General features: G+C 40.9%; 28 protein-coding genes and 1 pseudogene. 24 read left to right on the forward strand and 5 right to left on the reverse strand.

Going from position 1 to position 23,241, the window contains the following annotated elements:
• Window positions 1-39 precede the first annotated feature (39 nt).
• The 17 genes and pseudogenes from NST56_RS04915 (at window position 40) to NST56_RS04995 (ending at window position 15,081) form a co-directional block, all read left to right on the forward strand.
• A complete protein-coding gene (locus NST56_RS04915) occupies window positions 40-969 on the forward strand; it encodes an amidase domain-containing protein (RefSeq protein WP_268470834.1) in 930 nt (309 codons plus the stop codon).
• 38 nt (window positions 970-1,007) lie between these two features.
• Window positions 1,008-1,490 carry a tRNA (uridine(34)/cytosine(34)/5-carboxymethylaminomethyluridine(34)-2'-O)-methyltransferase TrmL gene (gene trmL, locus NST56_RS04920; protein ID WP_339180406.1) on the forward strand — a complete coding sequence of 161 codons (483 nt, stop codon included), beginning with the start codon at window positions 1,008-1,010 and terminating at the stop codon, window positions 1,488-1,490.
• 116 nt (window positions 1,491-1,606) lie between these two features.
• Window positions 1,607-2,248, forward strand: coding sequence for a YhbD family protein (locus NST56_RS04925; RefSeq protein WP_339180408.1), 642 nt, complete (start codon window positions 1,607-1,609; stop codon window positions 2,246-2,248).
• Entirely contained in the window at window positions 2,239-2,952 is a 714-nt protein-coding gene (locus tag NST56_RS04930) for a polymer-forming cytoskeletal protein (protein ID WP_268504763.1), read from the forward strand. The genes NST56_RS04925 and NST56_RS04930 overlap by 10 nt, the downstream gene beginning before the upstream one ends.
• Window positions 2,953-2,962: 10 nt before the next feature.
• On the forward strand, window positions 2,963-3,670 hold the full coding sequence (locus tag NST56_RS04935) for a hypothetical protein (RefSeq protein ID WP_326331235.1): 708 nt from the start codon (window positions 2,963-2,965) through the stop codon (window positions 3,668-3,670).
• 358 nt (window positions 3,671-4,028) lie between these two features.
• A complete protein-coding gene (prkA, locus tag NST56_RS04940; protein WP_010333499.1) occupies window positions 4,029-5,924 on the forward strand; it encodes a serine/threonine protein kinase PrkA in 1,896 nt (631 codons plus the stop codon).
• A gap of 178 nt (window positions 5,925-6,102) precedes the next feature.
• Complete coding sequence (gene yhbH, locus NST56_RS04945) at window positions 6,103-7,281, forward strand: sporulation protein YhbH (RefSeq protein ID WP_010333500.1); 1,179 nt, start codon at window positions 6,103-6,105, stop codon at window positions 7,279-7,281.
• Between the two features lie 159 nt (window positions 7,282-7,440).
• Window positions 7,441-7,905 carry a MarR family transcriptional regulator gene (locus tag NST56_RS04950; protein WP_010333501.1) on the forward strand — a complete coding sequence of 155 codons (465 nt, stop codon included), beginning with the start codon at window positions 7,441-7,443 and terminating at the stop codon, window positions 7,903-7,905.
• 35 nt (window positions 7,906-7,940) lie between these two features.
• A pseudogene (locus tag NST56_RS04955) lies at window positions 7,941-8,607 on the forward strand (HlyD family efflux transporter periplasmic adaptor subunit).
• A 40-nt stretch (window positions 8,608-8,647) separates the two neighbouring features.
• A complete protein-coding gene (locus tag NST56_RS04960) occupies window positions 8,648-10,252 on the forward strand; it encodes an MFS transporter (RefSeq protein ID WP_010333503.1) in 1,605 nt (534 codons plus the stop codon).
• A 22-nt stretch (window positions 10,253-10,274) separates the two neighbouring features.
• Window positions 10,275-10,805 carry an NAD(P)H-dependent oxidoreductase gene (locus tag NST56_RS04965; RefSeq protein ID WP_010333504.1) on the forward strand — a complete coding sequence of 177 codons (531 nt, stop codon included), beginning with the start codon at window positions 10,275-10,277 and terminating at the stop codon, window positions 10,803-10,805.
• A gap of 12 nt (window positions 10,806-10,817) precedes the next feature.
• The gene (locus NST56_RS04970; RefSeq protein WP_010333505.1) at window positions 10,818-11,192 is read left to right on the forward strand and encodes a hypothetical protein; all 375 of its coding nucleotides are present in this window, start codon (window positions 10,818-10,820) and stop codon (window positions 11,190-11,192) included.
• A gap of 169 nt (window positions 11,193-11,361) precedes the next feature.
• Entirely contained in the window at window positions 11,362-12,141 is a 780-nt protein-coding gene (locus NST56_RS04975) for a hypothetical protein (RefSeq protein ID WP_010333506.1), read from the forward strand.
• A gap of 5 nt (window positions 12,142-12,146) precedes the next feature.
• The gene (locus tag NST56_RS04980) at window positions 12,147-12,518 is read left to right on the forward strand and encodes a GntR family transcriptional regulator (protein WP_010333507.1); all 372 of its coding nucleotides are present in this window, start codon (window positions 12,147-12,149) and stop codon (window positions 12,516-12,518) included.
• Complete coding sequence (locus tag NST56_RS04985; RefSeq protein WP_339180416.1) at window positions 12,515-13,213, forward strand: ABC transporter ATP-binding protein; 699 nt, start codon at window positions 12,515-12,517, stop codon at window positions 13,211-13,213. The genes NST56_RS04980 and NST56_RS04985 overlap by 4 nt, the downstream gene beginning before the upstream one ends.
• A 16-nt stretch (window positions 13,214-13,229) precedes the next feature.
• Window positions 13,230-14,147: an ABC transporter ATP-binding protein gene (locus tag NST56_RS04990; protein ID WP_010333509.1), complete on the forward strand. Its 918-nt coding sequence runs from the start codon at window positions 13,230-13,232 to the stop codon at window positions 14,145-14,147.
• Window positions 14,140-15,081 (forward strand): ABC transporter permease, encoded by a 942-nt coding sequence (locus NST56_RS04995; protein WP_010333510.1) that lies wholly within the window; start codon window positions 14,140-14,142, stop codon window positions 15,079-15,081. Before NST56_RS04990 ends, NST56_RS04995 begins: the two co-directional genes overlap by 8 nt.
• 92 nt (window positions 15,082-15,173) lie before the next feature.
• Here NST56_RS04995 and cspB read toward each other — a convergent pair whose 3' ends face one another.
• Complete coding sequence (gene cspB, locus NST56_RS05000; RefSeq protein ID WP_010333511.1) at window positions 15,174-15,377, reverse strand: cold shock-like protein CspB; 204 nt, start codon at window positions 15,375-15,377, stop codon at window positions 15,174-15,176.
• 446 nt (window positions 15,378-15,823) lie between these two features.
• Between cspB and NST56_RS05005 the strand changes: the two genes are divergently transcribed.
• Window positions 15,824-16,651, forward strand: a complete 828-nt coding sequence (locus NST56_RS05005; RefSeq protein WP_339180420.1) for a MetQ/NlpA family ABC transporter substrate-binding protein — start codon at window positions 15,824-15,826, stop codon at window positions 16,649-16,651.
• A 5-nt stretch (window positions 16,652-16,656) separates the two neighbouring features.
• Here NST56_RS05005 and NST56_RS05010 read toward each other — a convergent pair whose 3' ends face one another.
• Window positions 16,657-17,736: a diguanylate cyclase gene (locus tag NST56_RS05010; protein ID WP_339180423.1), complete on the reverse strand. Its 1,080-nt coding sequence runs from the start codon at window positions 17,734-17,736 to the stop codon at window positions 16,657-16,659.
• A 172-nt stretch (window positions 17,737-17,908) separates the two neighbouring features.
• Here NST56_RS05010 and NST56_RS05015 point away from each other — a divergent pair, with 172 nt between their 5' ends.
• Window positions 17,909-19,300, forward strand: coding sequence for an L-cystine transporter (locus NST56_RS05015; RefSeq protein WP_168747278.1), 1,392 nt, complete (start codon window positions 17,909-17,911; stop codon window positions 19,298-19,300).
• Window positions 19,301-19,474: 174 nt separating this feature from the next.
• On the opposite strand, the gene NST56_RS05020 is transcribed toward NST56_RS05015, so the two are convergent.
• From NST56_RS05020 to NST56_RS05030, 3 genes are read right to left on the reverse strand one after another with little or no spacing between them, the layout of a single operon-like run.
• Complete coding sequence (locus NST56_RS05020; RefSeq protein WP_268447597.1) at window positions 19,475-20,617, reverse strand: site-specific integrase; 1,143 nt, start codon at window positions 20,615-20,617, stop codon at window positions 19,475-19,477.
• A gap of 21 nt (window positions 20,618-20,638) precedes the next feature.
• Window positions 20,639-21,160, reverse strand: a complete 522-nt coding sequence (locus NST56_RS05025; RefSeq protein WP_339180428.1) for an ImmA/IrrE family metallo-endopeptidase — start codon at window positions 21,158-21,160, stop codon at window positions 20,639-20,641.
• A complete protein-coding gene (locus NST56_RS05030; protein WP_268447599.1) occupies window positions 21,157-21,534 on the reverse strand; it encodes a helix-turn-helix transcriptional regulator in 378 nt (125 codons plus the stop codon). The genes NST56_RS05025 and NST56_RS05030 overlap by 4 nt, the downstream gene beginning before the upstream one ends.
• 176 nt (window positions 21,535-21,710) lie before the next feature.
• Here NST56_RS05030 and NST56_RS05035 point away from each other — a divergent pair, with 176 nt between their 5' ends.
• From NST56_RS05035 to NST56_RS05055, 5 genes are all read left to right on the forward strand, one after another.
• On the forward strand, window positions 21,711-21,902 hold the full coding sequence (locus NST56_RS05035) for an ICEBs1 excisionase (RefSeq protein WP_339180432.1): 192 nt from the start codon (window positions 21,711-21,713) through the stop codon (window positions 21,900-21,902).
• Entirely contained in the window at window positions 21,899-22,159 is a 261-nt protein-coding gene (locus NST56_RS05040) for a hypothetical protein (protein ID WP_339180435.1), read from the forward strand. Before NST56_RS05035 ends, NST56_RS05040 begins: the two co-directional genes overlap by 4 nt.
• Before the next feature lie 53 nt (window positions 22,160-22,212).
• On the forward strand, window positions 22,213-22,473 hold the full coding sequence (locus NST56_RS05045; protein ID WP_339180438.1) for a hypothetical protein: 261 nt from the start codon (window positions 22,213-22,215) through the stop codon (window positions 22,471-22,473).
• A gap of 205 nt (window positions 22,474-22,678) precedes the next feature.
• Window positions 22,679-22,795: a hypothetical protein gene (locus NST56_RS05050; RefSeq protein ID WP_142394250.1), complete on the forward strand. Its 117-nt coding sequence runs from the start codon at window positions 22,679-22,681 to the stop codon at window positions 22,793-22,795.
• A 47-nt stretch (window positions 22,796-22,842) separates the two neighbouring features.
• A complete protein-coding gene (locus tag NST56_RS05055) occupies window positions 22,843-23,220 on the forward strand; it encodes a YdcP family protein (protein WP_019716387.1) in 378 nt (125 codons plus the stop codon).
• Window positions 23,221-23,241 lie beyond the last annotated feature (21 nt).

A 23,241-nucleotide genomic window follows, 5' to 3' on the forward strand; every position in this document is an offset into this window, starting at 1 on the left:
CTTGAGATGCAGCCAAGTGTTTTTTCTCTATAAAAAAGTATGTCGGGTGGGGTGAACTTGAAGCACATATTAGAACAACTAGCGGAGGAGCGTCTTAGCTATCTGGTGAACGGGCATGATCTGAGACAGGAGCCTCAAGTCGGAGACCTGGAAGTCATGGAACGTAAGAAGAAGCTTCTGGAAAAACGTAAGATTGAGATGATAAAAGCGAAAGCGAAAGCTGTCATTGACAATGTGCAGGTTGAGGATGACGGAACCACCTGCATCAGGTATATCATACACTTCGAATATTTATACAAGGAGCAGGATGACACTCTGTATATGGAAGAGCATATAGAAGAAAGAGTCGCTTTTCTTTATGATCAAATTCTGATTAAGGATCAGGAAGTGAAAAAAAAACCGGCGGGATTTAGTGAAGGCCAAAGCATTATTGACTATTCCCAGGAAGAAAGGGAAGCGTTTGGCCGAGCTTTTCAATATGACCGGCTCGGAGCGGTACAATATGCCGAAAAATATTGGAACAAGCGTAATCCGGCTTATAAAAATTTCAGCGATAATTGCACGAATTTTATTTCTCAGTGTCTTCATGCAGGGGGAGCGCCAATGCGAGGCCACCCGAACAGAGGGTCTGGCTGGTGGATGAAACAAAGTTCTTGGAGCTATAGCTGGACGGTGGCTCACTCGATGAAAATGTATTTGACGAATTCAAAGGCTGGCCTTCGGGCGGTGCGTGTAAAATCAGCGGAAGAGCTGGTGCCGGGTGATGTGATTTGCTATGATTTTGAAGGGGACGGCCGGTTTAATCACACAACGATTGTGGTGGCGAAGGATAAAGGCAATATGCCGCTTGTCAACGCCCAGTCCTATGACAGCCGGATGAGGTATTGGTCTTACGAAGATTCAACAGCATACACACCGTCTATCCGATATGCCTTTTTTCATATCGTTGATGATACGACAAAAGAGTAATTAATGATATAATGATGAGCGGATAAGAAAAATTAGAGGTGAACACAGTGGCATTACATGTCGTTTTATATCAACCAGAAATTCCTGCTAATACAGGGAATATCGCACGTACTTGCGCAGCAACAGATACAACGCTCCATCTGATTCGTCCGCTCGGCTTTTCAACTGATGATAAAATGCTGAAGCGCGCCGGACTTGATTATTGGGAGTTTGTAAACGTAGTGTATCATGACTCGTTAGAAGGATTATTTGAGGCATATAAAAACGGGCAGTTTTTCTTCATCACGAAATTCGGTCAAAGGCCGCATACATCTTTTGACTACACGGATATTAACGAGGATTATTTCTTTGTGTTCGGAAGAGAAACAAGCGGTTTGCCAAAGGAATTAATTCAAAATAATATGGACCGATGCCTGCGTCTTCCGATGACAGAGCATGTCAGATCGCTAAATCTGTCCAATACCGCAGCGATTCTAGTGTATGAGGCGCTGCGTCAGCAAAATTACCGAGATTTAAAATAGTGAAAAACCCGCCCATGTGTATGGGCGGGTTTTTTTATAGAACTGTGTTTTGTTATTTTAGGCTTAACAACGTAACAGTGTTATGTTACAATGTATCCATCAAAGGAGCTGGACTTATGGAAGATCAATTAATCTCTAAAAAAGAATTGCTTGAAGAAACATCCATCTCATACGGTCAGCTGTATCGATGGAAACGGAAAAATTTAATCCCTGAGGAGTGGTTTATACGTAAATCCACATTTACAGGGCAAGAGACGTTTTTTCCTAGAGAGGATATTTTAAAGCGCATTTCAATCATTCAAAAGATGAAAGAAAATTTGTCTTTGGATGAGATGCGGGAGATGCTGTCACCGAAAATGAAGGATGTGAGCATGACGGCTGATGAATTGCTGACGAAAGGCTTGATATCAAAGCCGGCTCTCCATGTCTATTCAGAAGGCGGAGCAGAAACGGTTTTTTCTTCTCGTAATCTGCTGTCGCTGTATGTGCTTGAAGGGCTTTTACAGTCCGGAAATGTCAGCCTGGAAGAAGCGAAATTGGCTGCTGACGTATTGAAGAAGCATGAAACAGCGGAGATCAAGAAACAGACGGAACTGATCATTTTGCGCAAGCTGGGTGTAACGACTTGTTTTATAGCGGCTGCCGCAGACAGCATCCTTTTTGAGTCGTCCGTTAAGATTGTGGAAAGAGTGGATTTAGCCAATGCTTCAGAGGAACTAAAGACAAAATATATGCAGGAGGGCCATCAATGGAAATAATGGATAATCTGGTGATAAACGGTACGGGGAGTTCGAAGGGCGGAAAATTTCAATCAGTTGAGATTAATGGCAGCGGAACTGTGGCCGGAGATGTGGAGTGTGACTCTTTTTCATTCAACGGCACCGGTAAAGCGGACGGGAGCGTCAAGGCAAAAACAGTAACCATCAGCGGCTCAGGCAAAATTCATGGGGATGTTAATGCAGAATCCATCCGCATGAATGGAACAGGTTTTATCCAAGGTGAGACCGCCGCTAAACAATTGAAGGTCGCGGGATCATCAACATTTGGCGGAGCAGTCAAGGCTGATGACATTGTGATCACCGGAAAGGCGGTCATGGAAGCCGATTGCGAAACGGAAACATTTCAGACTGAAGGGAAATGCAAAGTCAGCGGTCTCCTAAATGCTGATCAGGTGAATATCAAGCTTTCTTCTGGAGAGAGTTATGTGCGGGAGATCGGCTGCCGCCATCTTCAAGTGACGGGCAGAAAAGGGATGCTGACATTGCTGAAGCTGATGCCGCAGCCTGTGTTAACAGCTGAACTGATTGAGGGAGACGTGATTGAGCTGACACATACGAACGCCAAGATTGTGCGGGGAAACACAGTGAAAATCGGTCCGAACTGCCAGATTGAGACTGTGGAATACAGCGGCGATTACACTTGTGATCCGAACGCTTCGGTAGGCACATACACAAGAATGTAAGGAGGATCATATGGAAACAGCAAAATTAGGACATTTAAAATTATATGGTGCCGGGCACGCTTCGGGAGGCGCCTATCACCATGTCAGCATCAAAGGTGAAGGTGTGATTGGAGAAGGACTGTCCGCTGCAGGCTGCCGCATATACGGCACAGGCCGTTTTCTCGGGAACGCGGAGACTGAACGGCTGAAAGTACTCGGAGAAAGCGAGTTTGAAGGCGATTTGAGTGCGGGCAAAATCAGCATATACGGGACAATGCAAGTCAGAGGCGCTCTTCATGTTGGCCGATTGAAGCTGAAAGGTCTGACAGAGATCGGCGGCAATATGGCAGGGGATTCGTGCGAAGCAAAAGGAAAGCTCAGCGTTAAAGGCGATTGTGAAATCGAATCGTTTCATATCACTGGCTGTGTGGACGTAACAGGTTTGCTGAATGCAGGCGAGATTGATATCGGATTGAGTCATGATGCCAGCCGGGTCCGTGAAATAGGCGGAACGTCAATTAAAGTAAAAAAACGTGCGCGCTTTTTTACGCGAAAAAAAGCGAGACTAACTGCGGAGCTGATAGAGGGAGATAAAATCTATTTGGAACATACCGAGGCGGCGGTGGTCAGAGGGAAAGAAGTTGTTATCGGGCCAGGCTGTAAAATCGGCACAATTGAGTTTGAAAACAAATGCGAATGCGATCAGCATTCAAAAGTTATGAAAAGAGTTAAGTTGTAAAACATTGTTCTGTTACACAGAGAAAGGGTGCTCTCAAGAGGGAGCACCCCTTTTCTTTTTATTCTTTTCCCGGCTTACTATCGTATCCTGCGGTAAAAATTGATACTAAAAAAGTGACAATGACACCCATCATGATGATTGTTTTCACCGTCTCTCCCCCTCTTCAATTTTTCCTGCTGTCCGAGTCTGGATGATTCTGTATTTTCTTTATTATGAACGCACGCAGTCTGCCTTGTCAACGCTGCATAGGGTATCTTTATTTTTAAGAAACCAAAGCATGTATCACGAGCTGACGGCATAGATTGTATCAAAGTACCTTTTTTTGCACAGCGCATCAAACATGATAGAGGAGGTCCTTATGGATATATTAAAGAAAATTGAAAAGTACAGAGAGGAAGAGCAGCGTCTGAAATGGGAAGGAACATTCGCTGATTATTTGGAGATTATTAAAGAAAATCCAATGGTCGCGCAATCTGCTCATTCTCGTGTTTTTAATATGATAAAAGACAGCGGGATAGAGGAGATTGACGGACGGAAGAAGTACAGCTTTTTTGACCGCGAGCTGTTCGGGCTTGAAGAATCCCTCGAGCGCCTTGTGGAGGAATATTTTCATCCGGCCGCGAAAAGGCTTGATGTCAGAAAGCGGATTCTGCTTTTAATGGGCCCTGTGAGCGGCGGTAAATCAACGCTGGTCACAATGCTCAAAAAAGGTCTTGAAGCGTACACGCTGACGGATAATGGTGCTGTATATGCGATTAAAGGCTGCCCGATGCACGAGGACCCCCTTCATTTAATCCCCCATCATTTGCGGGAGGATTTTTACAGAGAATACGGCATTAGAATAGAAGGAAGCCTTTCACCATTAAATGTGATGAGGCTGGAGGAAGAGTACGGAGGGCGAATTGAAGATGTGAGGGTGGAGCGAATCTTCTTTTCTGAGGATAAGCGTACGGGAATCGGCACCTTCAGTCCGTCTGATCCGAAATCTCAGGATATTGCCGATTTGACGGGAAGTATTGATTTCTCAACCATTGCTGAATACGGTTCTGAATCTGATCCGCGCGCCTACCGGTTTGACGGAGAGCTGAACAAGGCGAACCGAGGCATGATGGAGTTTCAGGAGATGCTGAAATGTGATGAGAAGTTCCTCTGGCATTTGCTCTCACTGACACAGGAAGGGAATTTTAAAGCCGGGCGATTTGCGTTAATTTCTGCTGATGAGCTGATCGTGGCTCACACGAATGAAACGGAGTATCGCTCATTTATTTCTAATAAGAAAAACGAAGCCCTGCACTCCAGAATCATTGTGATGCCTGTTCCTTATAACTTAAAAGTGTCTGAGGAAGAAAGAATTTATGAAAAAATGATCGCAGAAAGTGATGTATCGGATGTTCATATTGCTCCGCACACACTTAAGGTCGCCGCGATGTTTTCAATCCTTACGCGATTAAAAGAGCCGAAGCGGTCTGATATTGATCTGGTGAAGAAAATGAGACTATATGACGGAGAAAGTGTGGAAGGCTTTAATTCAGTGGACGTTGAGGACATGAAGAAAGAATATAATGATGAGGGCATGAGCGGAATTGACCCGCGCTACGTGATTAACCGCATTTCTTCTACCATTATCAGAAAAAATATGGAGTCGATCAATTCCCTTGATGTTCTCCGTTCTTTAAAAGAAGGACTTGATCAGCATCCGTCTATTTCAAACGAGGATCGGGAACGGTACTTGAATCTTATTTCTGCAGCCCGTAAGGAATATGATGATATTGCGAAGAAGGAAGTCCAAAAAGCGTTTGTGTATTCATATGAAGAATCAGCCAAAACGCTGATGGATAATTACCTCGACAACGTAGAGGCTTATTGCAATAAAAATAAGCTGCGTGACCCTTTGACAGGAGAAGAAATGAATCCGGACGAAAAGCTGATGAGATCAATCGAAGAACAGATCGGCATTTCCGAAAATGCTAAAAAAGCGTTCCGCGAAGAAATTTTAATCCGCATCTCCGCGTATGCGAGAAAAGGAAAGCGGTTTGACTACAATTCCCACGAAAGACTGCGTGAAGCCATTCAGAAAAAATTGTTTGCTGACTTGAAGGATGTTGTTAAAATTACGACCTCAACGAAAACCCCTGATGAGCAGCAGCTGAAGAAAGTAAATGAAGTCGTAGCCCGTTTAATTGATGAGCACGGCTACAACTCGACGAGTGCCAATGAGCTGCTGAAATACGTCGGCAGCCTGCTGAACCGATAAGCAAGTGACCCGTCCGGACAGGGCGGGTTGTTTTGTACCATTTTCTAAATAGTTTGTCAATTAACTGTACTTATGCGCATATGATGAATATAAATCTTTTCGAAAGACTTGTTTCATAATCTGGCACAAGCCGGAATAGGTATGTATCACGACCACAAATGGTTAAGGAGGGGAATTCATGTCCCAAAATGACAGCGGCCATTTTTTGATTTCTGAGGAAAACTGGTCCCTCCATCGCAAAGGCTTCGATGACCAGCAGCGCCACCAGAAAAAAGTACAGGAAGCCATCAAAAACAATCTGCCGGATCTCGTAACTGAGGAAAGCATTATTATGTCTAACGGCAAAGATGTAGTGAAAATTCCTATCCGCTCACTGGATGAGTATAAAATCCGCTATAACTACGATAAAAATAAACACGTAGGGCAAGGGGACGGCGACAGCCAGGTTGGAGATGTTGTAGCCCGGGACGGATCAGACAAAAAACAGGGGCCGGGTAAAGGACAGGGAGCCGGAGATCAGGCGGGCGAGGACTATTATGAAGCAGAAGTTTCACTAATGGATTTAGAAGAAGCGCTCTTCAAAGAATTAGAGCTTCCGAATCTCCAGCAAAAAGAAAGAGATAATATCATTCACACGGATATCGAGTTTAACGATATCCGAAAAACAGGGTTAACCGGTAATATTGATAAGAAAAGAACAATGATGTCGGCTTTTAAACGCAACGCGATGACAGGGAAGCCGTCTTTCTATCCGATTTATCCGGAGGACTTAAAATATAAAACATGGAACGATGTCACGAAGCCTGAGTCAAAAGCTGTCGTGTTAGCAATGATGGATACGAGCGGCAGTATGGGCGTGTGGGAAAAGTATATGGCGAGAAGCTTCTTTTTCTGGATGACCCGCTTCTTACGGACGAAATATGAAACAGTTGAAATTGAATTTATTGCTCATCATACAGAAGCAAAAGTTGTGTCTGAGGAAGATTTCTTTTCAAAAGGAGAAAGCGGCGGAACAATCTGTTCTTCCGTATATCGAAAGTCACTTGAACTGATTGATGAAAAATACAGCCCCGCCCGTTATAATATTTACCCTTTTCACTTCTCTGACGGCGACAATCTGACATCTGATAATGCGCGTTGCGTGAAATTGGTGAATGATATTATGAAGAAAGCGAATTTGTTCTGCTATGGCGAGGTCAATCAATACAACAGACATTCGACGTTAATGTCGGCTTATAAAAATGTAAAAGACGAGAAATTCAAATACTATATTTTAAAACAAAAGTCAGATGTTTTTCAGGCGCTGAAGAACTTTTTTAGAAATGAAGAAGCTGGCATCAGCCATCAATTATCCTAGTGAATAGCCCATTTCAGGGCTTTTTTTTATTTAAAAAAAGTAAGAAAGCGATTGCGAAAAAAATAAGAGGGAAAAAGAGATTTTTCCTTTGACAAATCTTCTTTCATTTATTAATATTTTATCTTGTGAACTATTATTGAGGAATGAGGTGAAAAGGAGTTGACTGAATCAGAACGTGCTTTGCTCACTTTTGAACAGCTCTTCGATACGTCTCGGGCTATCTATAAAAAACAGAAGAAGATATTGGAGATTGTGCTTGAGCCTTTTGATATTACAGTCCTTCAATATTTACTGATGTTTAAAATTCATCAAAGCGGAAGCACGCCGCTCAGCAAGCTGGCCATGTCTCTTGATCTTAAGCCTGCTTCTGTGACCCGGATGACCGATATCCTATATAACCGGCAATTGATGAATCGGTATGACAGTCCGGATGACCGCCGTATCGTAATGATTCAGTTAACCGAAGAGGGGGAAGAACTTTTACAAGAAGCCGCTGTGCAATACGCAAAAATGGGCGCGAGCCTGTATCAGAAGCTTGACACGTCTCAGCTTCAATATTTGCGTAAGCTTGCCGGAAGTTTATCAAAGCTTGCTGAAGGCTGTGCAGAAAAAAGCGGTAATTAAAAACATCCCACATATTTTCACCAGCTTTCCACAAAATGATAGAGGAAGAAACGAAAGGAGAAAAACAAAATGAACAGAGGACGTTTAATTCTGACCAACATTATCGGTTTGATTGTTGTTCTTGCAATTATAGGCGGAGGTGCTTACTACTATTATCAAAGCACAAACTACGTAAAAACAGATGAAGCAAAAGTAGCCGGCGATATGGCAGCTATTTCAGCTCCGGCAGCAGGTAAAGTATCCGACTGGGATCTTGAAGAAGGAAAAACAGTGAAAAAAGGCGACATAGTTGCAAAAATCAAAGGTGAACAAACTGTTGATGTAAAATCCATCATGGATGGAACAATTGTGAAAAACGAAGTGAAAAACGGACAAACCGTACAAGCTGGCACAACAATTGCGCAAACGATTGACATGGACAACCTTTATATCACAGCAAATATTAAAGAAACAGATATTGCAGATGTTGAAGTAGGAAATAGTGTAGACGTAGTAGTCGACGGAGATCCTGATACAACATTTGATGGTACTGTAGAAGAAATTGGCTATGCGACTAACTCAACTTTTGATATGCTTCCATCTACAAATTCAAGCGGAAACTACACAAAAGTAACTCAAAAAGTTCCAGTTAAAATTTCAATCAAAAACCCATCTGATAAGGTGCTTCCAGGTATGAATGCATCTGTTAAAATCTCTGAGTAAAACAGATCAGTCATCAAACCATGAAAGGAGGTTGTCTTAGATGGCTACAGGCAAAGAAAAAAATACAAAAAGCCCTATGACATTGCTGATTGTGCTAATGTCGGGTTTATTCTTGGCAATACTAAACCAAACATTGCTTAACGTCGCAATGCCGCACTTAATGACTGAATTTGGCGTAAGTGCAACGACGATTCAGTGGCTCACAACAGGTTACATGCTTGTTAACGGCGTATTAATTCCGTTATCTGCCTTCCTGATTACACGTTTTGGCCAACGGAGTCTCTTTCTCGTCGCCATGTTCTGTTTTACGCTCGGTACGTTAGTCTGCGGTATCGCACCTAACTTCTCTACAATGCTGATCGGCCGTTTGATCCAAGCCGTGGGCGGAGGTATCTTGCAGCCGCTTGTTATGACAACCATTCTGTTAATCTTCCCGCCTGAAAGCAGGGGGAAAGGAATGGGGATTTTCGGACTTGCGATGATGTTTGCTCCAGCGGTCGGCCCGACTCTTTCCGGGTGGATTATTGAGCATTACACATGGCGCATCATGTTTTACGGACTTGTGCCAGTCGGCGCAATTGTTATCATCGTGGCTTTCTTCATCTTTAAGAATTTGGTGGAGCCGCAAAAAATCAAACTCGACACTCTTGGAGCGATCCTCTCGATTGTCGGATTCGCATCCTTATTATACGGAGTCAGTGAAGCGGGTTCTGACGGCTGGACCGACCCGGTTGTACTGTCTACAGTTATAATTGGCGTCATTGCAATTATTGCTTTTGTTGTTCAGCAATTGCGTCATGATGATCCGATGCTTGATTTCAGAGTGTTTAAATACGACATTTTCTCACTCTCAAGTGTTATTAATATCATTATTACAGTGGCACTTTACACTGGTATGTTCCTGTTACCGATCTATCTGCAAAACCTGGTCGGATTTACGGCGCTTCAATCCGGTCTGCTTCTGCTTCCGGGTGCGATCGTGATGCTGATCATGTCACCGATCTCAGGTATTTTGTTTGATAAATTCGGCCCGAGACCGCTTGCGATTATCGGACTGGTCGTGACAGTGGTGACAACATTCCAATATACGCAATTGACCATTGATACACCGTATACACACATTATGCTTGTATACTCAATTCGCGCATTCGGTATGTCACTCTTAATGATGCCTGTCATGACGGCTGGGATGAACCAGCTTCCTGCCCGTCTGAACAGTCACGGAACAGCGATGAGCAACACGCTCCGCCAAATCAGCGGATCGATTGGAACAAGCTTAATTACGACGATTTATACAAACCGTACGACATTCCATTATTCACAAATTGCAGATAAAACAAGCACGGCGGACCCGAACTTCCTCCATGCGTTCCAAAATGCAGTTTCGAATATAATGGTGAATATGAATGTACCCTATGAGACAGCGAAAACGTATGTTTACTCACATATTTACAAACACGCGTCACTCGATTCAAACGTCATGGGGATTAATGACGCCTTTATGTGGGCGACATTATTCTGTGTGGCAGGTGTGATTCTCAGTCTTTTCCTGCGTGATGTCAGAAAAGATAAATTGCGTGCGGAGAAAAAGAAAAAAGAGGAGCTTTCATTGCTTCCGGCTCCAAAAGAAGTGAAGGAATCTTAAACTGTACAGGGAGGTTTCCTAAATGAAAATTTATGTAGTGTATGACAGTGAAGGTGAACATACAAAGGTATTGGCAGAAGCGATTGCTGAAGGCGCTCGGGAAAACGACACGGCTGAAGTATTCATCGACCACGTAGATCAGGCGGATATCCGCAAGCTTAAAGACATGGACGCGATTATTTGGGGATGCCCAGGGCATTTCGGTACAATCAGTGCAGGTCTGAAAACTTGGATCGACAGACTCGGCTACTTGTGGGCTGAAGGCGAGCTGATCAACAAAGTCGGCGCAGTATTCTGCACAACGGCAACAACACACGGCGGTTTGGAAATGACAATGCACAACTTAATCACGCCAATGTTCCACCAAGGGATGATTGTTGTCGGTCTGCCTGGCAATGTGCCTGAAAACGCACTGTACGGTTCTTACTACGGAGCGGGCGTCACTTGTCCAGTAGACAGTGATGAGTTAATGTCTGAGGAAGGTATTCAGCTGGGCCGCGCATTAGGAAGACGTGTCAGCCAAGTCACAGGAAACTTAACAGCCGGACAGTAAGGAGAGGTTAAAATGGCCATTATAATAGCAATTATTGCTGCTGTCATTGTGATTGCGGGCCTTATCACGTATAATGTCCGCAACGCCTCTGCTGGACTCGAGAAGCGAGAAACAGCTGAAAAAATCGCCCCTCCAGAAGAGGAAAAAAACGAAGCAAAATACCCTGCTGAAGCACGGGCTGCTGAGCATGTCCCAGCCGTTGTAAAAACTGACTCTGGAAAAGAGAAAAGTGACTCAATTGGGGATGATTTCTACCGGCAGGCGCTTCAAAAGTTTAAGCATTCTGAGGAAGATCAGAAAGAAAAAGAGGTCACTGAAAAAAGTGACAAAATGCAGGACAGCAGTTATCGAGATGCGCTGCTCTCCATGAAAAACAAAAAGAAATAATATCAAAGGCAAATCCGTTTACTCATGGCGGGTTTGCTTTTTTTATGCTGTTTAAATGTATAAAACTTGGTTATTTATTAAATAAATCCATGGAATATGTTGTATTTTGGAAAGTCATAGTGTACTATTTGATTCATACACTTTATAAGTGTTTTTAGGGGGAAAAACAATGAAGCCGTTTTGGGGTTTAGTAAAAAAGGATCTGAGACTGTCAAAAATGCGGTTTTTTGCATGTCTCTGTGCAGTCATACTATTATCTGCCGGGAGCTTTTTATTCGAACGGCTGGCTGAAGAACCTTTAGCTGTTTTTGGATGCTGGGTTGTGCTTGCCATTTTTCAAGTATTTTTAGCTCCTTTGCTGGTCTACAATTGTCTTCGTGTAGAGGGGAAAAACCAGCTATGGTTATATAATCCGAACGGCGCAGCCACGCTTTTACTCTCGAAGCTGACTGCCGGTCTTGTCTATCAATTCATTTTTCAGTTTTTGATTTCAGTTTACGGAATCTCTCTTTATCAGTACCTTGACTCAAAAGCGCTCATTGCTGATCAAGTCCCGCTTGCAGGCACGATACTGGTCTTTAATCTTTATGGGCTGGTATTTACTGCTTATCTTTCCTGTGCGGTAATCCTGCTGTGGAATGTGTTTCATTCTTTAAAATCAAGTTCTTCCTTCATCAGACGGTTTCGCTGGTTCATTTGTATGTTACTGGGGGTAGGGTGGTTTTATGTAGAGGACCATTTGATCATACCTTGGCTGACACCGCTGGATAAACTGTATTATTTCACAACGTATGGAGATGTCGGTTTTACATACAAGGGATCCTTAGGGTGGCGTGTGGAATTAAACATCTTCCATCTTCCATATCCGTCCATTATTGTCATGCTGGTGTTGGCAGCTGTGTTTCTTTTTCTGGCTTCCAGGCTCCTGCAGCGAAAAGTTGAGGTGTAGAGAAAATGAAACAAGACTTTCAATCCTCTAAACCGATTTATATGCAGATTGCTGATCAAATTTTTTATAGGCTGGTCAGAAAGGAGCTTGTTCCCGGAGACAAGCTGCCGTCTGTCAGAGAAATGGCAATTCAAACAAAAGTAAATCCGAATACGATTCAAAGAACCTACAGTGAAATGGAAAGGCTGGGAATTGTGGAGACAAGAAGAGGGCAAGGGACATTTATCGCTGAAAAAGCTGAAATCGTGGATGAACTGAAAGAGAGGCTTACCCGTGAAGTGTTTGAAAGTTTTATTCATCAAATGGCAGAGCTGGGATTAACAAAAGAAGAAATGCTGGCAGGGATTAAAAAATACACGAAAGGAGGACAGGAATGAATATTGTATTTGACAATGTGTCTAAGAGATACGGCGGCCATACGGGGGTGAATAAAATATCCTTTACTTTATTCCCGGGAAAAATTTACGGGCTTTTGGGCTCGAATGGCAGCGGGAAATCGACGACCTTAAAATTAATCGCCGGACTGATGTTCCCTACTTCAGGTTCAGTGAAAGCAGGTGAACAGCCTGTAACAAGAGACATGATCAAGTACACGGCTTATCTAACAGAGCTAGACATGTTTTATCCCGGATTTACGGTGAAAGATATGCTCGATTTTTACGAATCACAGTTCCCTGACTTTCAAATGGAAAAAGCCTATCAGCTGCTTAAAGAAATGCAGCTGAAGCCTGAAAAAAAGATAAAGCAGCTTTCCAAGGGGAGTCGAGGCCGTCTTAAAATCGTGCTGGCACTATCAAGAAGAGCTTCCGTCATTCTATTGGATGAGCCTTTTTCCGGTCTTGATCCGATGGTCAGGGATTCAATTGTCAACAGCCTCGTTTCTTATATTGATTTTGAGCAGCAAATCGTTGTCATAGCCACACACGAAATTGATGAAATTGAAACCCTGCTTGACGAGGTCATCGTACTCGCCGACGGAGAAAAAGTGGCACAGCGTAATGTGGAAGAGATTCGCGAGCAGGAAGGTATGTCCGTGCTGCAATGGTTTAAAACGAATATGGAAGTTTACTAGAAAGAGGAGGAATTTGATGAAAACTGTATTGGAATTAAAAAATGTGACAAAAAACATCAGAGGCCGGACGATCATTGATCAACTGAGTTTTACGATTCGCGAAGGCGAAGTATTTGGATTTCTGGGACCGAATGGAGCGGGGAAAACGACGACAATCAGAATGATGGTCGGTTTAATGAAGCTGTCACAAGGTGATGTGCTTATTTGCGGCCAATCAATCACGAAAGATTATGCCAAGGCAATCAAACATATCGGGGCTATTGTAGAGAATCCAGAGCTGTATAAATTTTTAAGCGGATATAAAAATCTCCAGCAATACGCAAGGATGGTAAAGGGTGTCACGAAGGAAAAAATTGATGAAGTGGTGGAACTAGTCGGCCTCAAAGATAGAATCCATGATAAAGTGAAAACCTACTCACTGGGGATGAGACAACGTCTTGGCTTGGCACAATGCCTTCTGCACGATCCGAAAGTGCTGATCTTGGATGAACCGACAAACGGCCTTGATCCGGCGGGAATCAGAGAAATCAGAGACCATTTAAAGAAGCTGACGCGAGAAAGAGGAATGGCTGTCATCGTATCAAGTCATCTGCTGTCAGAAATGGAACTGATGTGTGACCGAATTGCGATTATCCAAAAAGGAAAGCTTATCGATATTCAGAATGTAAGAGATGAAATAACTGATGAAAAGGATACATATTTCTTCCAAGTGGAGCAGCCGAAGGAAACTGCTGCGATTCTAAGAGAATATGATTCGGTAATCAAGACAAACGGTTTGGAAATCAAACTGGCTAAAGAAGACGTCCCTGCAGTGATTGAATTGCTGGTCATGCAGCAAATCCGCATTTATGAAGTCAAAGTGATTACAAAATCATTAGAGGACCGTTTCTTAGAAATCACAGGCGAAGCAAAAGAGGAGGTTCAACATGCTTAATTTGATTTATAATGAGTGGATCAAAATTTTCAGCCGTGTCGGAACATGGGTGATGATCGGAATTCTTGCTTTGACAATGATCGGGTGGGCATTTTTAACAAACCACTTTTCAACCGATGAAGCAAATCCGAAGTGGAAAGAGACGCTTCAAGCACAAAATAGTGATTTGAAGAAGGCAATGAAAGAAGATCCTTCCCTGAAAGGACAATATGAAGAAACGATCACAATCAATAACTATCGCATTGAACATAATATCCCGAGTGACACTGGATATACCGTTTGGTCTTATGTAACGGATTCTGCCGGTTTTACAATCCTTACTGGGCTGTTCACGATTATAATTGCAGCTGGCATCGTCGCAAACGAATTTAACTGGGGTACGGTTAAGCTGTTAATGATCCGGCCGCTCAGCCGTTTTCAAATTCTGCTTTCTAAATATATTACCGTTCTTTTATTTGGTCTCTTATTGCTGTTTATTTTATTTATAGGTTCAACTTTGCTGGGACTGGTCTTTTTCGGAACAGGCGGGGACACTGCCGCGAATGTTCATTTAATCTATAAGGATGGTCATGTATTGGAGCAAAATATGTTGGGATATTTGGCCAAAACGTATCTCTCAGAATCTGTTGCGGCTTTAATGCTGGCTACGATGGCATTTATGCTGTCCGCAGTATTTAGAAACAGCTCTCTTGCTGTAGGGTTCTCCATCTTTTTATTGGTAACGGGCACGACAGCCACTGCGTTTATGGCGGTGAAGTTTGACTGGGCAAAGTATATTTTATTTGCGAATGTTAATCTGATGCAGTATGTAGAAGGAACACCGTTAGTGGAAGGGATGACAATGACATTCTCCATTGTGATGCTGGCGATTTATTTTGTTGTCTTCCTGTTGCTTGCTTTCGGAATCTTTATGAAACGGGATATTGCGAACTAATGAAAAAAAGCTGTTTTGCATAAGCAAAACAGCTTTTTCTTTAAAATAAGAACTGCAGGCTTGCACCTGCAGTTCTTATTATCAATTTATGCTTACGCTTCTTTAGTAACGTTAGCAGCTTGTGGTCCACGGTTTCCTTCAACGATTTCGAAAGAAACTGATTGGCCTTCTTCTAAAGTTTTGAAGCCTTCGCCTTGAATAGCAGAGAAATGAACGAATACATCGTCTTGACCTTCTACTTCGATGAATCCGAAACCTTTTTCAGAGTTGAACCATTTTACTTTACCTTCTAACATGAAATTTCCTCCTAAAGCGATCATAACGCTTAAATTCACTATTCTTGCTCTAAAACAAACTTCCAAGACGAAAACTCTTACAAAACTTTCTTCTTAAAGATAGTTCGAACAAAAATAATTACCTTTACTCTACCAGTAATTTCGAGAAAAAACAACTGTTAAACGAAACTTTTTTCGGAAAATAACATATTATTTTTCATTTTGATATTTATTTGCCGAAATGTATCTGTTTTTTCGATACGTGATCATATGTTTGCAGGACTTTTTTCTTTTGTATCTCTTTACGGAAAGGTAGGGGTAATAGTAATTGACAACCCTATCTGATATGAGTAAGGTAAAGTTAACCAATGTTACAAATGACAACGTTTATCAACTAAGAGCGTCTGATTTTTATGTCTGATATTGCTTGCATGCTCTAATAAGATAGATAGGAGTATGGTGTCACAATGAAAAAGTGGCTTGTATGCAGTTTTGTTCTTGTTCTTTTCGTTTCATTTACTGCATGCTCACGGTCAGCAGAACATGAAACGATAAAAATAGGAATTGCTGAGTCGGACGAAGCGATATGGAACTATATCGTAAAAAAGGCTGAAGCGGAAGGGCTTGATATTCAGCTGATTCTATTCTCTGATTATGCAGAATCAGATATAGCGCTGGCAAACAAAGAGATTGATGCCAATGCTATTCAATCCATTTCATATTTTCAGTCGTTCTCAAAGAAATACAAACATAAACTGGCACCGCTTGGCACGACATACATAGCGCCTATGGGCATTTATTCAAAACGATATCGGCAAATCAAAGATATTCCGCGCGGTGCTGTTGTTGCTGTCCCGGATGAAGCGCTCGATTTTGGGCGGGCCCTTACACTCCTGCAGGAAGCGGGACTGCTTACTTTGAAGAACGGTTTTAATGGAACCGGTTCAATTGATGTGATAAAAGATAATCCGAAACACTTGAAATTGAAAACCGTACGCCAACAGGATGCAATGAGCGGAGCTGATGTGTTTGTGATGAAAACAGCTGCCGCAAAAAAAGCGGGGTTGAACCCGCAGAAGCATACATTAAAGGGCGGCAGGCAAACCGTGAAGGAAGATATGAATGTAATTGTTGTCAGGGCTGAGGACAGAGATCGCGAAACATTGCAAACCATCCTTGAACTCTATCAATCAGATGATACAGCGGCATTTATTGAACAAGAGTATCAAGGGATGCTTGTTCCCGCTTTTTTGCCTTTACATCGTCTTTCAGATTGGAAGAATGAATTCAAATAATGAATTCATTCTTTTTTTATGGTAAACCATACTTTGTTTCGGCCGTTTTCTTTCGCTTTATACAGCATTTGATCAGCAAGAACAGGCAAGGTTTCCGGCTTATCTGTGTTTCGGGGGTAATGGGCTACTCCCAGTGAGGCCGTAACGGCAAGCTTTTCTCCGTTTGTTAATACAATCGGTGTATTACTGATCGAGTGCCTGATCCGTTCGGCGATTTGGACTGCTTTCTCGGGCGTGCAATTTGGCAAGAGGAGGGCAAATTCCTCGCCGCCGATCCGTGCGGCAGGATCAGTGTTGCGGATATTTTGTTTTAGTCGGGATCCCAGCTCTTTCAGAACCTGATCTCCCTCATGATGGCCGTATTGATCGTTAATGGTTTTAAAGTGATCGATATCCATATAAATAAGCGAAAATTGTAAAGATGGAGTGTGTGCAGCCTGTTGATACAGGTCTTGTGTGATTTCTTCAAACTTTCTGCGGTTATAAATACCTGTCAAAAAGTCATAGTGCGCCTGGAACTTATATTGTTTAAATAAAAGATGTGCATTGGTTTCATGCTCGATAATATATAGGCTGAGCATGCCGCCGATAATTGAAATCAGCCAAAAGTAAAAGTGCAGCTTAAGTGAATGGATATCAACAAATACATAGAAGAAAAAGGAGATGAACCCATTTGAAATGATTAAAAGTAATAGGACGTGTTTCAGCTGAACTTCTTCTCTCCTTGATGCAATAAGTGACAGCACAGCAGCGATACAAATTGTAATCATGGAATACAGCGCTGATTCATTCAAGCTGATCAGCATGCGGCCTGTTGCGATTATCATCAGGGCTGTCACCGTAGACACCCAGCCTCCATAAAGAGCGGCGATCATAATAGGGATATTTCTAAAATCAATGATTGAATGGTGATACGTCAAACCAAAATTCATAAGAATAACCCCGAGGAGACCGCAAGCAGCTCCTTTTACTAGCTGAAAGGAAAGGCGGTCTTTTTTATGTATTAACCTTTCTTTAAACAGGTGGGTGAACAGATAATTAAATGTGATTAAAATAGTCAAGTTTACGAACAGTTCTTTCAGCAATATTATCACCCTTTTATAAGTTACTAAAGAAAGGGGGGAATGAAAAGAACAAAAACGGTATTCATTGGTTTTTTTTATCCAAATATTGATGCTGGAATAATTCTTACTTGAACTATCGGAATTTGTGTAATATAGTATATAAGAAAAATTTTGAAGGGAGAGTTTGCCTCAATTGGAGACTTTGCTAGTCATTTTGCATGTATTTATTTTACTTTTACTCATTATTGGGCTCTTTGCCATGCAGAAGAAACATGTTTCTTTTTCAAAACGTGTGTTTACTGCGCTGGGGCTGGGAATCGTTTTTGGGTTTGCGCTTCAGCTGATATACGGTCCGACTTCAAACATTGTGGTTCAAACAGCCGACTGGTTTAATATTGCCGGGGGCGGATATGTCAAATTGCTTCAGATGATTGTCATGCCGCTTGTTTTTATTTCCATTCTAGGCGCTTTTACAAAGATGAAGCTGACAAAAAATCTCGGGAAAATCAGCGGTTTGATTATCGGGATTTTGGTTGCGACTACAGCTGTAGCCGCGGCGGTTGGTATTGTGTCCGCCCTTTCCTTTGATCTTCAGGCGATCCAGGTTGACCAAGGAAGTACAGAGCTTTCTCGGGGACAGGAGCTTGAACAGAAATCAGAGGAGATGACAGCGAAAACACTGCCTCAGCAAATGATTGAACTGCTTCCTGGAAATCCGTTTTTGGATTTTACAGGGGCTAGACCGACATCAACGATTGGAGTCGTTATTTTTGCCGCTTTTCTAGGCATTGCATTTCTAGGTGTGAGACGGAAACAGCCTGAACAGGCAGAAACGTTCAAAAAATTGATTGATGCTGTTTACGCCATTGTCATGCGGGTTGTTACTCTCATCTTGAGACTGACGCCTTACGGTGTGCTGGCCATTATGACAAAAACGATTGCGACAAGTGATATTGACAGCATTTTGAAACTTGGTATGTTTGTCATTGCTTCATATGCCGCGTTAATTGTAATGTTTATCATCCACTTGCTTCTGTTGACGATCAGCGGATTAAATCCGGTTGTTTATTTGAAAAAAGCGCTGCCTGTACTCGTGTTTGCATTTACGTCACGATCAAGCGCAGGCGCTTTGCCGCTGAACATTAAAACACAAAGGAGCTTGGGTGTGCCGGAAGGAATTGCGAACTTCGCCGGCTCGTTCGGACTATCTATCGGCCAAAATGGCTGTGCCGGCATTTATCCGGCTATGCTGGCAATGATGATTGCTCCGACAATCGGCCAAAATCCGTTTGATCCGGCGTTTATCATCTCAGTTATCGCGGTTGTTGCCATCAGCTCGTTTGGTGTCGCCGGAGTTGGCGGCGGAGCTACATTTGCAGCGCTGCTCGTTTTATCAGCGTTAAATATGCCTGTGGCGCTCGCCGGTTTATTAATTTCTATCGAACCGTTGATTGACATGGGACGTACTGCGCTGAATGTCAGCGGAAGTATGACATCAGGCCTGATTACCAGCAAAGTCACGAAGGAAATAGATTCTGGTGTATTCCAAGATCGATCCAATGTGATCGAAGCGGAAGAAGCCTAGACATAGTAAAACGTGTAATCCGTCAGAGGATTACTGGTTAATCTCAATAAAAGACCCATGAATCCTGTAATATTAGGGTTTCATGGGTTCTTTTTTCTTTTTTATGATTTGCTTTTACTCCTTTTTACTCCACTTACTAAAAGTTACTGGAAACAAAGGTCGGAAGAAGTTTAATTAAAATAGGTTATCTAATCTATCTGCAAGTTCTTTTTGTCGATTGGGGAAAAGGTGGCCGTATATCTCGTAAGTTGTGTTGGTTTTCATGTGTCCTAATCGTTCTGAGATTATAAAAATGTCTTCCCCACTATTAATTAGTAAAGAGACATGTGAGTGCCTAAGTGCATGGATGTTAATTGGAGGGATATCAAGGTTGTACTTTTCACATGCTTGCTTTATAAATTCATTTAAGTAGTTTCGGTTTGGTGTTCTATGATTGAATTTGAAAATTCTTGTTTCGTCAGTTTGCTCTATACCGTAATCCTCTAATGCTTCTTTTTGTCGTTCTTTCCACTGCTTGAGTACGGATGACAATTTTTTATTAACTGTAATGACTCTATTTGATTTTGAGGTTTTAGGAGACGTGACAAGGAAATCATTTCCTTGCTTTATTAGTGTTAATGTTTTATTTATTTTTATTTCATTAGTAAATATATTAAAATCTTTCCATTCTAATGCTAGCTGTTCGCCCATTCTAACGCCTGTAAAATAAGCGAAAGTATAATATGTTTTCTTGAAGAAATCTTTGTAATTGTTGTCATCAAATATCGTGACAAACTTTTGAAATTGTTCTGGAGTCCAGAATTTAATATTTTCTTCAATACCATGTTTATTCTTTAGTTTTTTTAACTTTTTGGAGGGGTGTTCTGATAAAAGGTTTTCTTGGATGGCTAAATCAAAGATGCCTTTTACATAAGCCATAACCTTATTTATATATGTGTATTTTAGATTATCATTTTGAAGATTTTCTCTATATTTGTATATATCGTTATGTGTAATCGACTTAATTGTGGAATTCTTGAAATAAGGGAGTATCCTGCTATTAACTATATTTTCAATTGTTCTGAACGTTGATGGTTTTACTTCTCTTTTTTTTATTGCTAAGAATTTTTCTGTTAGTTCTGTAAAAGAATAAGATCTTTTTATAGCACTTGGTAGATCACCATTATGATATTTTCGACGTGTTGAATAATAAATTTCTTCGGCTTCTTTAGAAGAATTTGCGATTTTTGTTTTTCTTCTTCTTTTACCTGTGATTGGGTCAATCCCCAAACTTATATCAACTCGGTATTTACCATTTGACAATTTTCTTATAGGCATATTCAGAATTACCTCCTTACTTCAAATAATTTTAAATATCATATTTGGTGTATTAGCAGAATTGTGTAAGTGGAAAAATTTCATTTGTTCCAATTTCAGATTCATGATGGAAATTGGAATGTTAAAGTATGATGCTAACTGGATATTTGATAAATGTTTTATATAAGGTAACTCATCATAAATCATTCTGTCGGTGATAATAAGTTCTGCTGCGAAAATGTCAGCTTGCCTTTCGAGTTTTTCTTCTAAAGTAATTGAACAATTAAGCATTTTAAATGTATTCAATTGTTTGTGTAAGAAATAGTGTCCAAGTTCATGAGCGATAATGAATTTTTTGTGTGTTTTGTTCTTTGCTACTTGAATAATGTATTGATCTTCTTCTTCGTAATACTGAAGAAAACCGTTTAATTTTTGTCCTAAATTACTTTCAAGAATAGGGATATTGAGTGCGGAACAAATCTCATAGGGATCATTATATGTGAATTTTTTGATAATCTCCTGTGCTTTATGTTTAATTGATTTATTTGTATAAATAATAATCACTCTTTCTTTTTCTTCATTGCATCTACATATTTTATTCCATTGATTAATGCTTGTTTGATCAATTGAGCTGTTTCTTCGTCAATATCAGCATTCCTCATTAGCAATAATGTTTCTTCTTTTTTTAATTCTTCAATGGCTTCGTTTATTGATTCATCCAATTTCGAAGGTTTCTTTTTTTCAGTTCCCAATAGGTAGTCTGCGGATACATTGTATAACTCCGCCAATGCTTTTAAGGTTTGTGTATCTGGATCCCGTCTCCCTCCTTCATAGTTAGATAATACTTGGCTTGTAATTCCTAATTGTTTTGCAGCTTCTGTTTGTGATTTATAACCAGCTTTCAATCTAGATTCTTTTAATCTTTGTCCTAATGTCATTTTTATATCATCCAATCGCTTTTAAAGATATTTGAAATTGTTTTATTCATTATGTTTTTTATAATGTGTTTATTTTTTTATTTTAATCATTTTGTTTCAAAAAATCATTGACTTATACAAAAAGTTTCAATATAATTAAATTATCAACAAAGCGTTTCAAAATGGAGGGGAGCAAAGTGGATGACTTTCTTACAGCAGAAGATATTGTTAAATTGCTGAAGGTTAAAAAGGGTAAAGCATATGAAGTCATTAGGCAATTAAATGCCCAGTTACAAAATCAAGGCTATAAGGTTGTTAAAGGAAGAGTTAACAGACGTTATTTTGAAAAATGTTACTTCTACGATGGTAACCAGAGTAAAACAGGGTGAGTCATATGAATTTACAACAAACACATTCTTTTATGCAGGAAGCTGTTCCTTTAGCCAGACAAATGGAAGGTGATTGGGTAGCACGAATGAAAATTGCTCTAAATTCAGTCATCATAAATCATTATTTAAACCTTCCATTAACAAATGATAGCGTTAAAGAATTACTGCGGAAAGGAGTTTCTTATCGAAGGATATGTAAGCATTACTGCATTGGAAGAAAAGACATTGCAAAGTTGCGGCAATCATCCATAGTGTGACGTTATATACCACTATAGTTATCCGTTAGAAACTCTTTGAAAGGGGGGATGCAATGAAAATAAGGGTAAATGCAACAATCATCACTGATGTTGAAGCTTTAAAGGCTGATAAAGATTTAAAACATTTTAAAGATTATGTGATTTGTGAAACTTTTGTTGTCGATGAAGATAATCATTTAAGGGCTAATGAACAAGTATCCAAGCAGTTAAAAGGTTGGGATTGGTGGTGTATCTGGTCAACTCGTCCATTGAGTAAGAAGGATAACCAAGTGTTTACTTTATATAACGATGAATTGTATAACTTATGTCGCTAGGGGTGTTTGTTCTTTGAAAACTATATACAGACAAAAAAAGCGCCTTGACGAATGATCATCAAGAACGCCGGCAAATAAAAACTAGACACTTTTATTATACGGCATTCTTGCTGAAAAGTCATGCGTGAGTATTTGAGTGATGAACAGCAATCACCTTAAATGCTGTAGCAGGCTAGAATAAGCGTGCGGAATAGCTGTAGTCAGCTTGATGGCTATAATTAGCCTACTAGGTTGCCATGAGGGCATAACGCCGTTAGCAACTGATAAGCGCCAAGATGGATACAGAACCGGAGCGAATCCAAAATATAAAATCGAAATTTAATGATCTTTTGAAAATAAATAATAAAAAATGAAATGGGGATATGAAAAATGAACTTAAACTTTATTGTACCGGATATCAATATGACTTTTGGTGAACTGAAATTTTTAGGTTTAAACCGTGAGCGCTATGCCTATGTGGATGGTAAAAGAACAGATACATTGGAATCAAGGATATATAATTTAGGGTCTAGTGTACAAGGCGGGCAGATTGAAGTGACAATTCCTGCTTATGTTGACTTAAAGGAATTTGATTTCTTTAAGGATGTTGAATTGAAAAATCCGAAAATCATGGCTTCTGCTAGAGCAAATGGGAATTTTGCTAATGTTAACTGGACTGTTGAAGCAGAAGACCTGGTATTAAAAGGCGCAGGGTCTGCTGTATCCTCAAAACCTGCCGCGGTAACTAGTGGAAATGAAAAGAAATAACGTGATGCTCTCATATCGGCG

Source organism: Bacillus sp. FSL R5-0560 (genome assembly GCF_037966305.1).
In the GTDB taxonomy this organism is placed as follows: Bacteria; Bacillota; Bacilli; order Bacillales; family Bacillaceae; genus Bacillus; species Bacillus mojavensis.

Excerpts from the sequence above, each read along its gene's own strand:
- NST56_RS04915 (WP_268470834.1), top strand. The coding sequence starts at position 40 with ATGTCGGGTGGGGTGAACTTGAAGCACATATTAGAACAACTAGCGGAG.
- NST56_RS04925 (WP_339180408.1), top strand. The coding sequence starts at position 1,607 with ATGGAAGATCAATTAATCTCTAAAAAAGAATTGCTTGAAGAAACATCC.
- NST56_RS04930 (WP_268504763.1), top strand. The coding sequence starts at position 2,239 with ATGGAAATAATGGATAATCTGGTGATAAACGGTACGGGGAGTTCGAAG.
- NST56_RS04935 (WP_326331235.1), top strand. The coding sequence starts at position 2,963 with ATGGAAACAGCAAAATTAGGACATTTAAAATTATATGGTGCCGGGCAC.
- prkA (WP_010333499.1), top strand. The coding sequence starts at position 4,029 with ATGGATATATTAAAGAAAATTGAAAAGTACAGAGAGGAAGAGCAGCGT.
- yhbH (WP_010333500.1), top strand. The coding sequence starts at position 6,103 with ATGTCCCAAAATGACAGCGGCCATTTTTTGATTTCTGAGGAAAACTGG.
- NST56_RS04960 (WP_010333503.1), top strand. The coding sequence starts at position 8,648 with ATGGCTACAGGCAAAGAAAAAAATACAAAAAGCCCTATGACATTGCTG.
- NST56_RS04965 (WP_010333504.1), top strand. The coding sequence starts at position 10,275 with ATGAAAATTTATGTAGTGTATGACAGTGAAGGTGAACATACAAAGGTA.
- NST56_RS04970 (WP_010333505.1), top strand. The coding sequence starts at position 10,818 with ATGGCCATTATAATAGCAATTATTGCTGCTGTCATTGTGATTGCGGGC.
- NST56_RS04975 (WP_010333506.1), top strand. The coding sequence starts at position 11,362 with ATGAAGCCGTTTTGGGGTTTAGTAAAAAAGGATCTGAGACTGTCAAAA.
- NST56_RS04980 (WP_010333507.1), top strand. The coding sequence starts at position 12,147 with ATGAAACAAGACTTTCAATCCTCTAAACCGATTTATATGCAGATTGCT.
- NST56_RS04985 (WP_339180416.1), top strand. The coding sequence starts at position 12,515 with ATGAATATTGTATTTGACAATGTGTCTAAGAGATACGGCGGCCATACG.
- NST56_RS04990 (WP_010333509.1), top strand. The coding sequence starts at position 13,230 with ATGAAAACTGTATTGGAATTAAAAAATGTGACAAAAAACATCAGAGGC.
- NST56_RS04995 (WP_010333510.1), top strand. The coding sequence starts at position 14,140 with ATGCTTAATTTGATTTATAATGAGTGGATCAAAATTTTCAGCCGTGTC.
- cspB (WP_010333511.1), bottom strand. The coding sequence starts at position 15,377 with ATGTTAGAAGGTAAAGTAAAATGGTTCAACTCTGAAAAAGGTTTCGGA.
- NST56_RS05005 (WP_339180420.1), top strand. The coding sequence starts at position 15,824 with ATGAAAAAGTGGCTTGTATGCAGTTTTGTTCTTGTTCTTTTCGTTTCA.
- NST56_RS05020 (WP_268447597.1), bottom strand. The coding sequence starts at position 20,617 with ATGCCTATAAGAAAATTGTCAAATGGTAAATACCGAGTTGATATAAGT.
- NST56_RS05030 (WP_268447599.1), bottom strand. The coding sequence starts at position 21,534 with ATGACATTAGGACAAAGATTAAAAGAATCTAGATTGAAAGCTGGTTAT.
- NST56_RS05045 (WP_339180438.1), top strand. The coding sequence starts at position 22,213 with ATGAAAATAAGGGTAAATGCAACAATCATCACTGATGTTGAAGCTTTA.
- NST56_RS05055 (WP_019716387.1), top strand. The coding sequence starts at position 22,843 with ATGAACTTAAACTTTATTGTACCGGATATCAATATGACTTTTGGTGAA.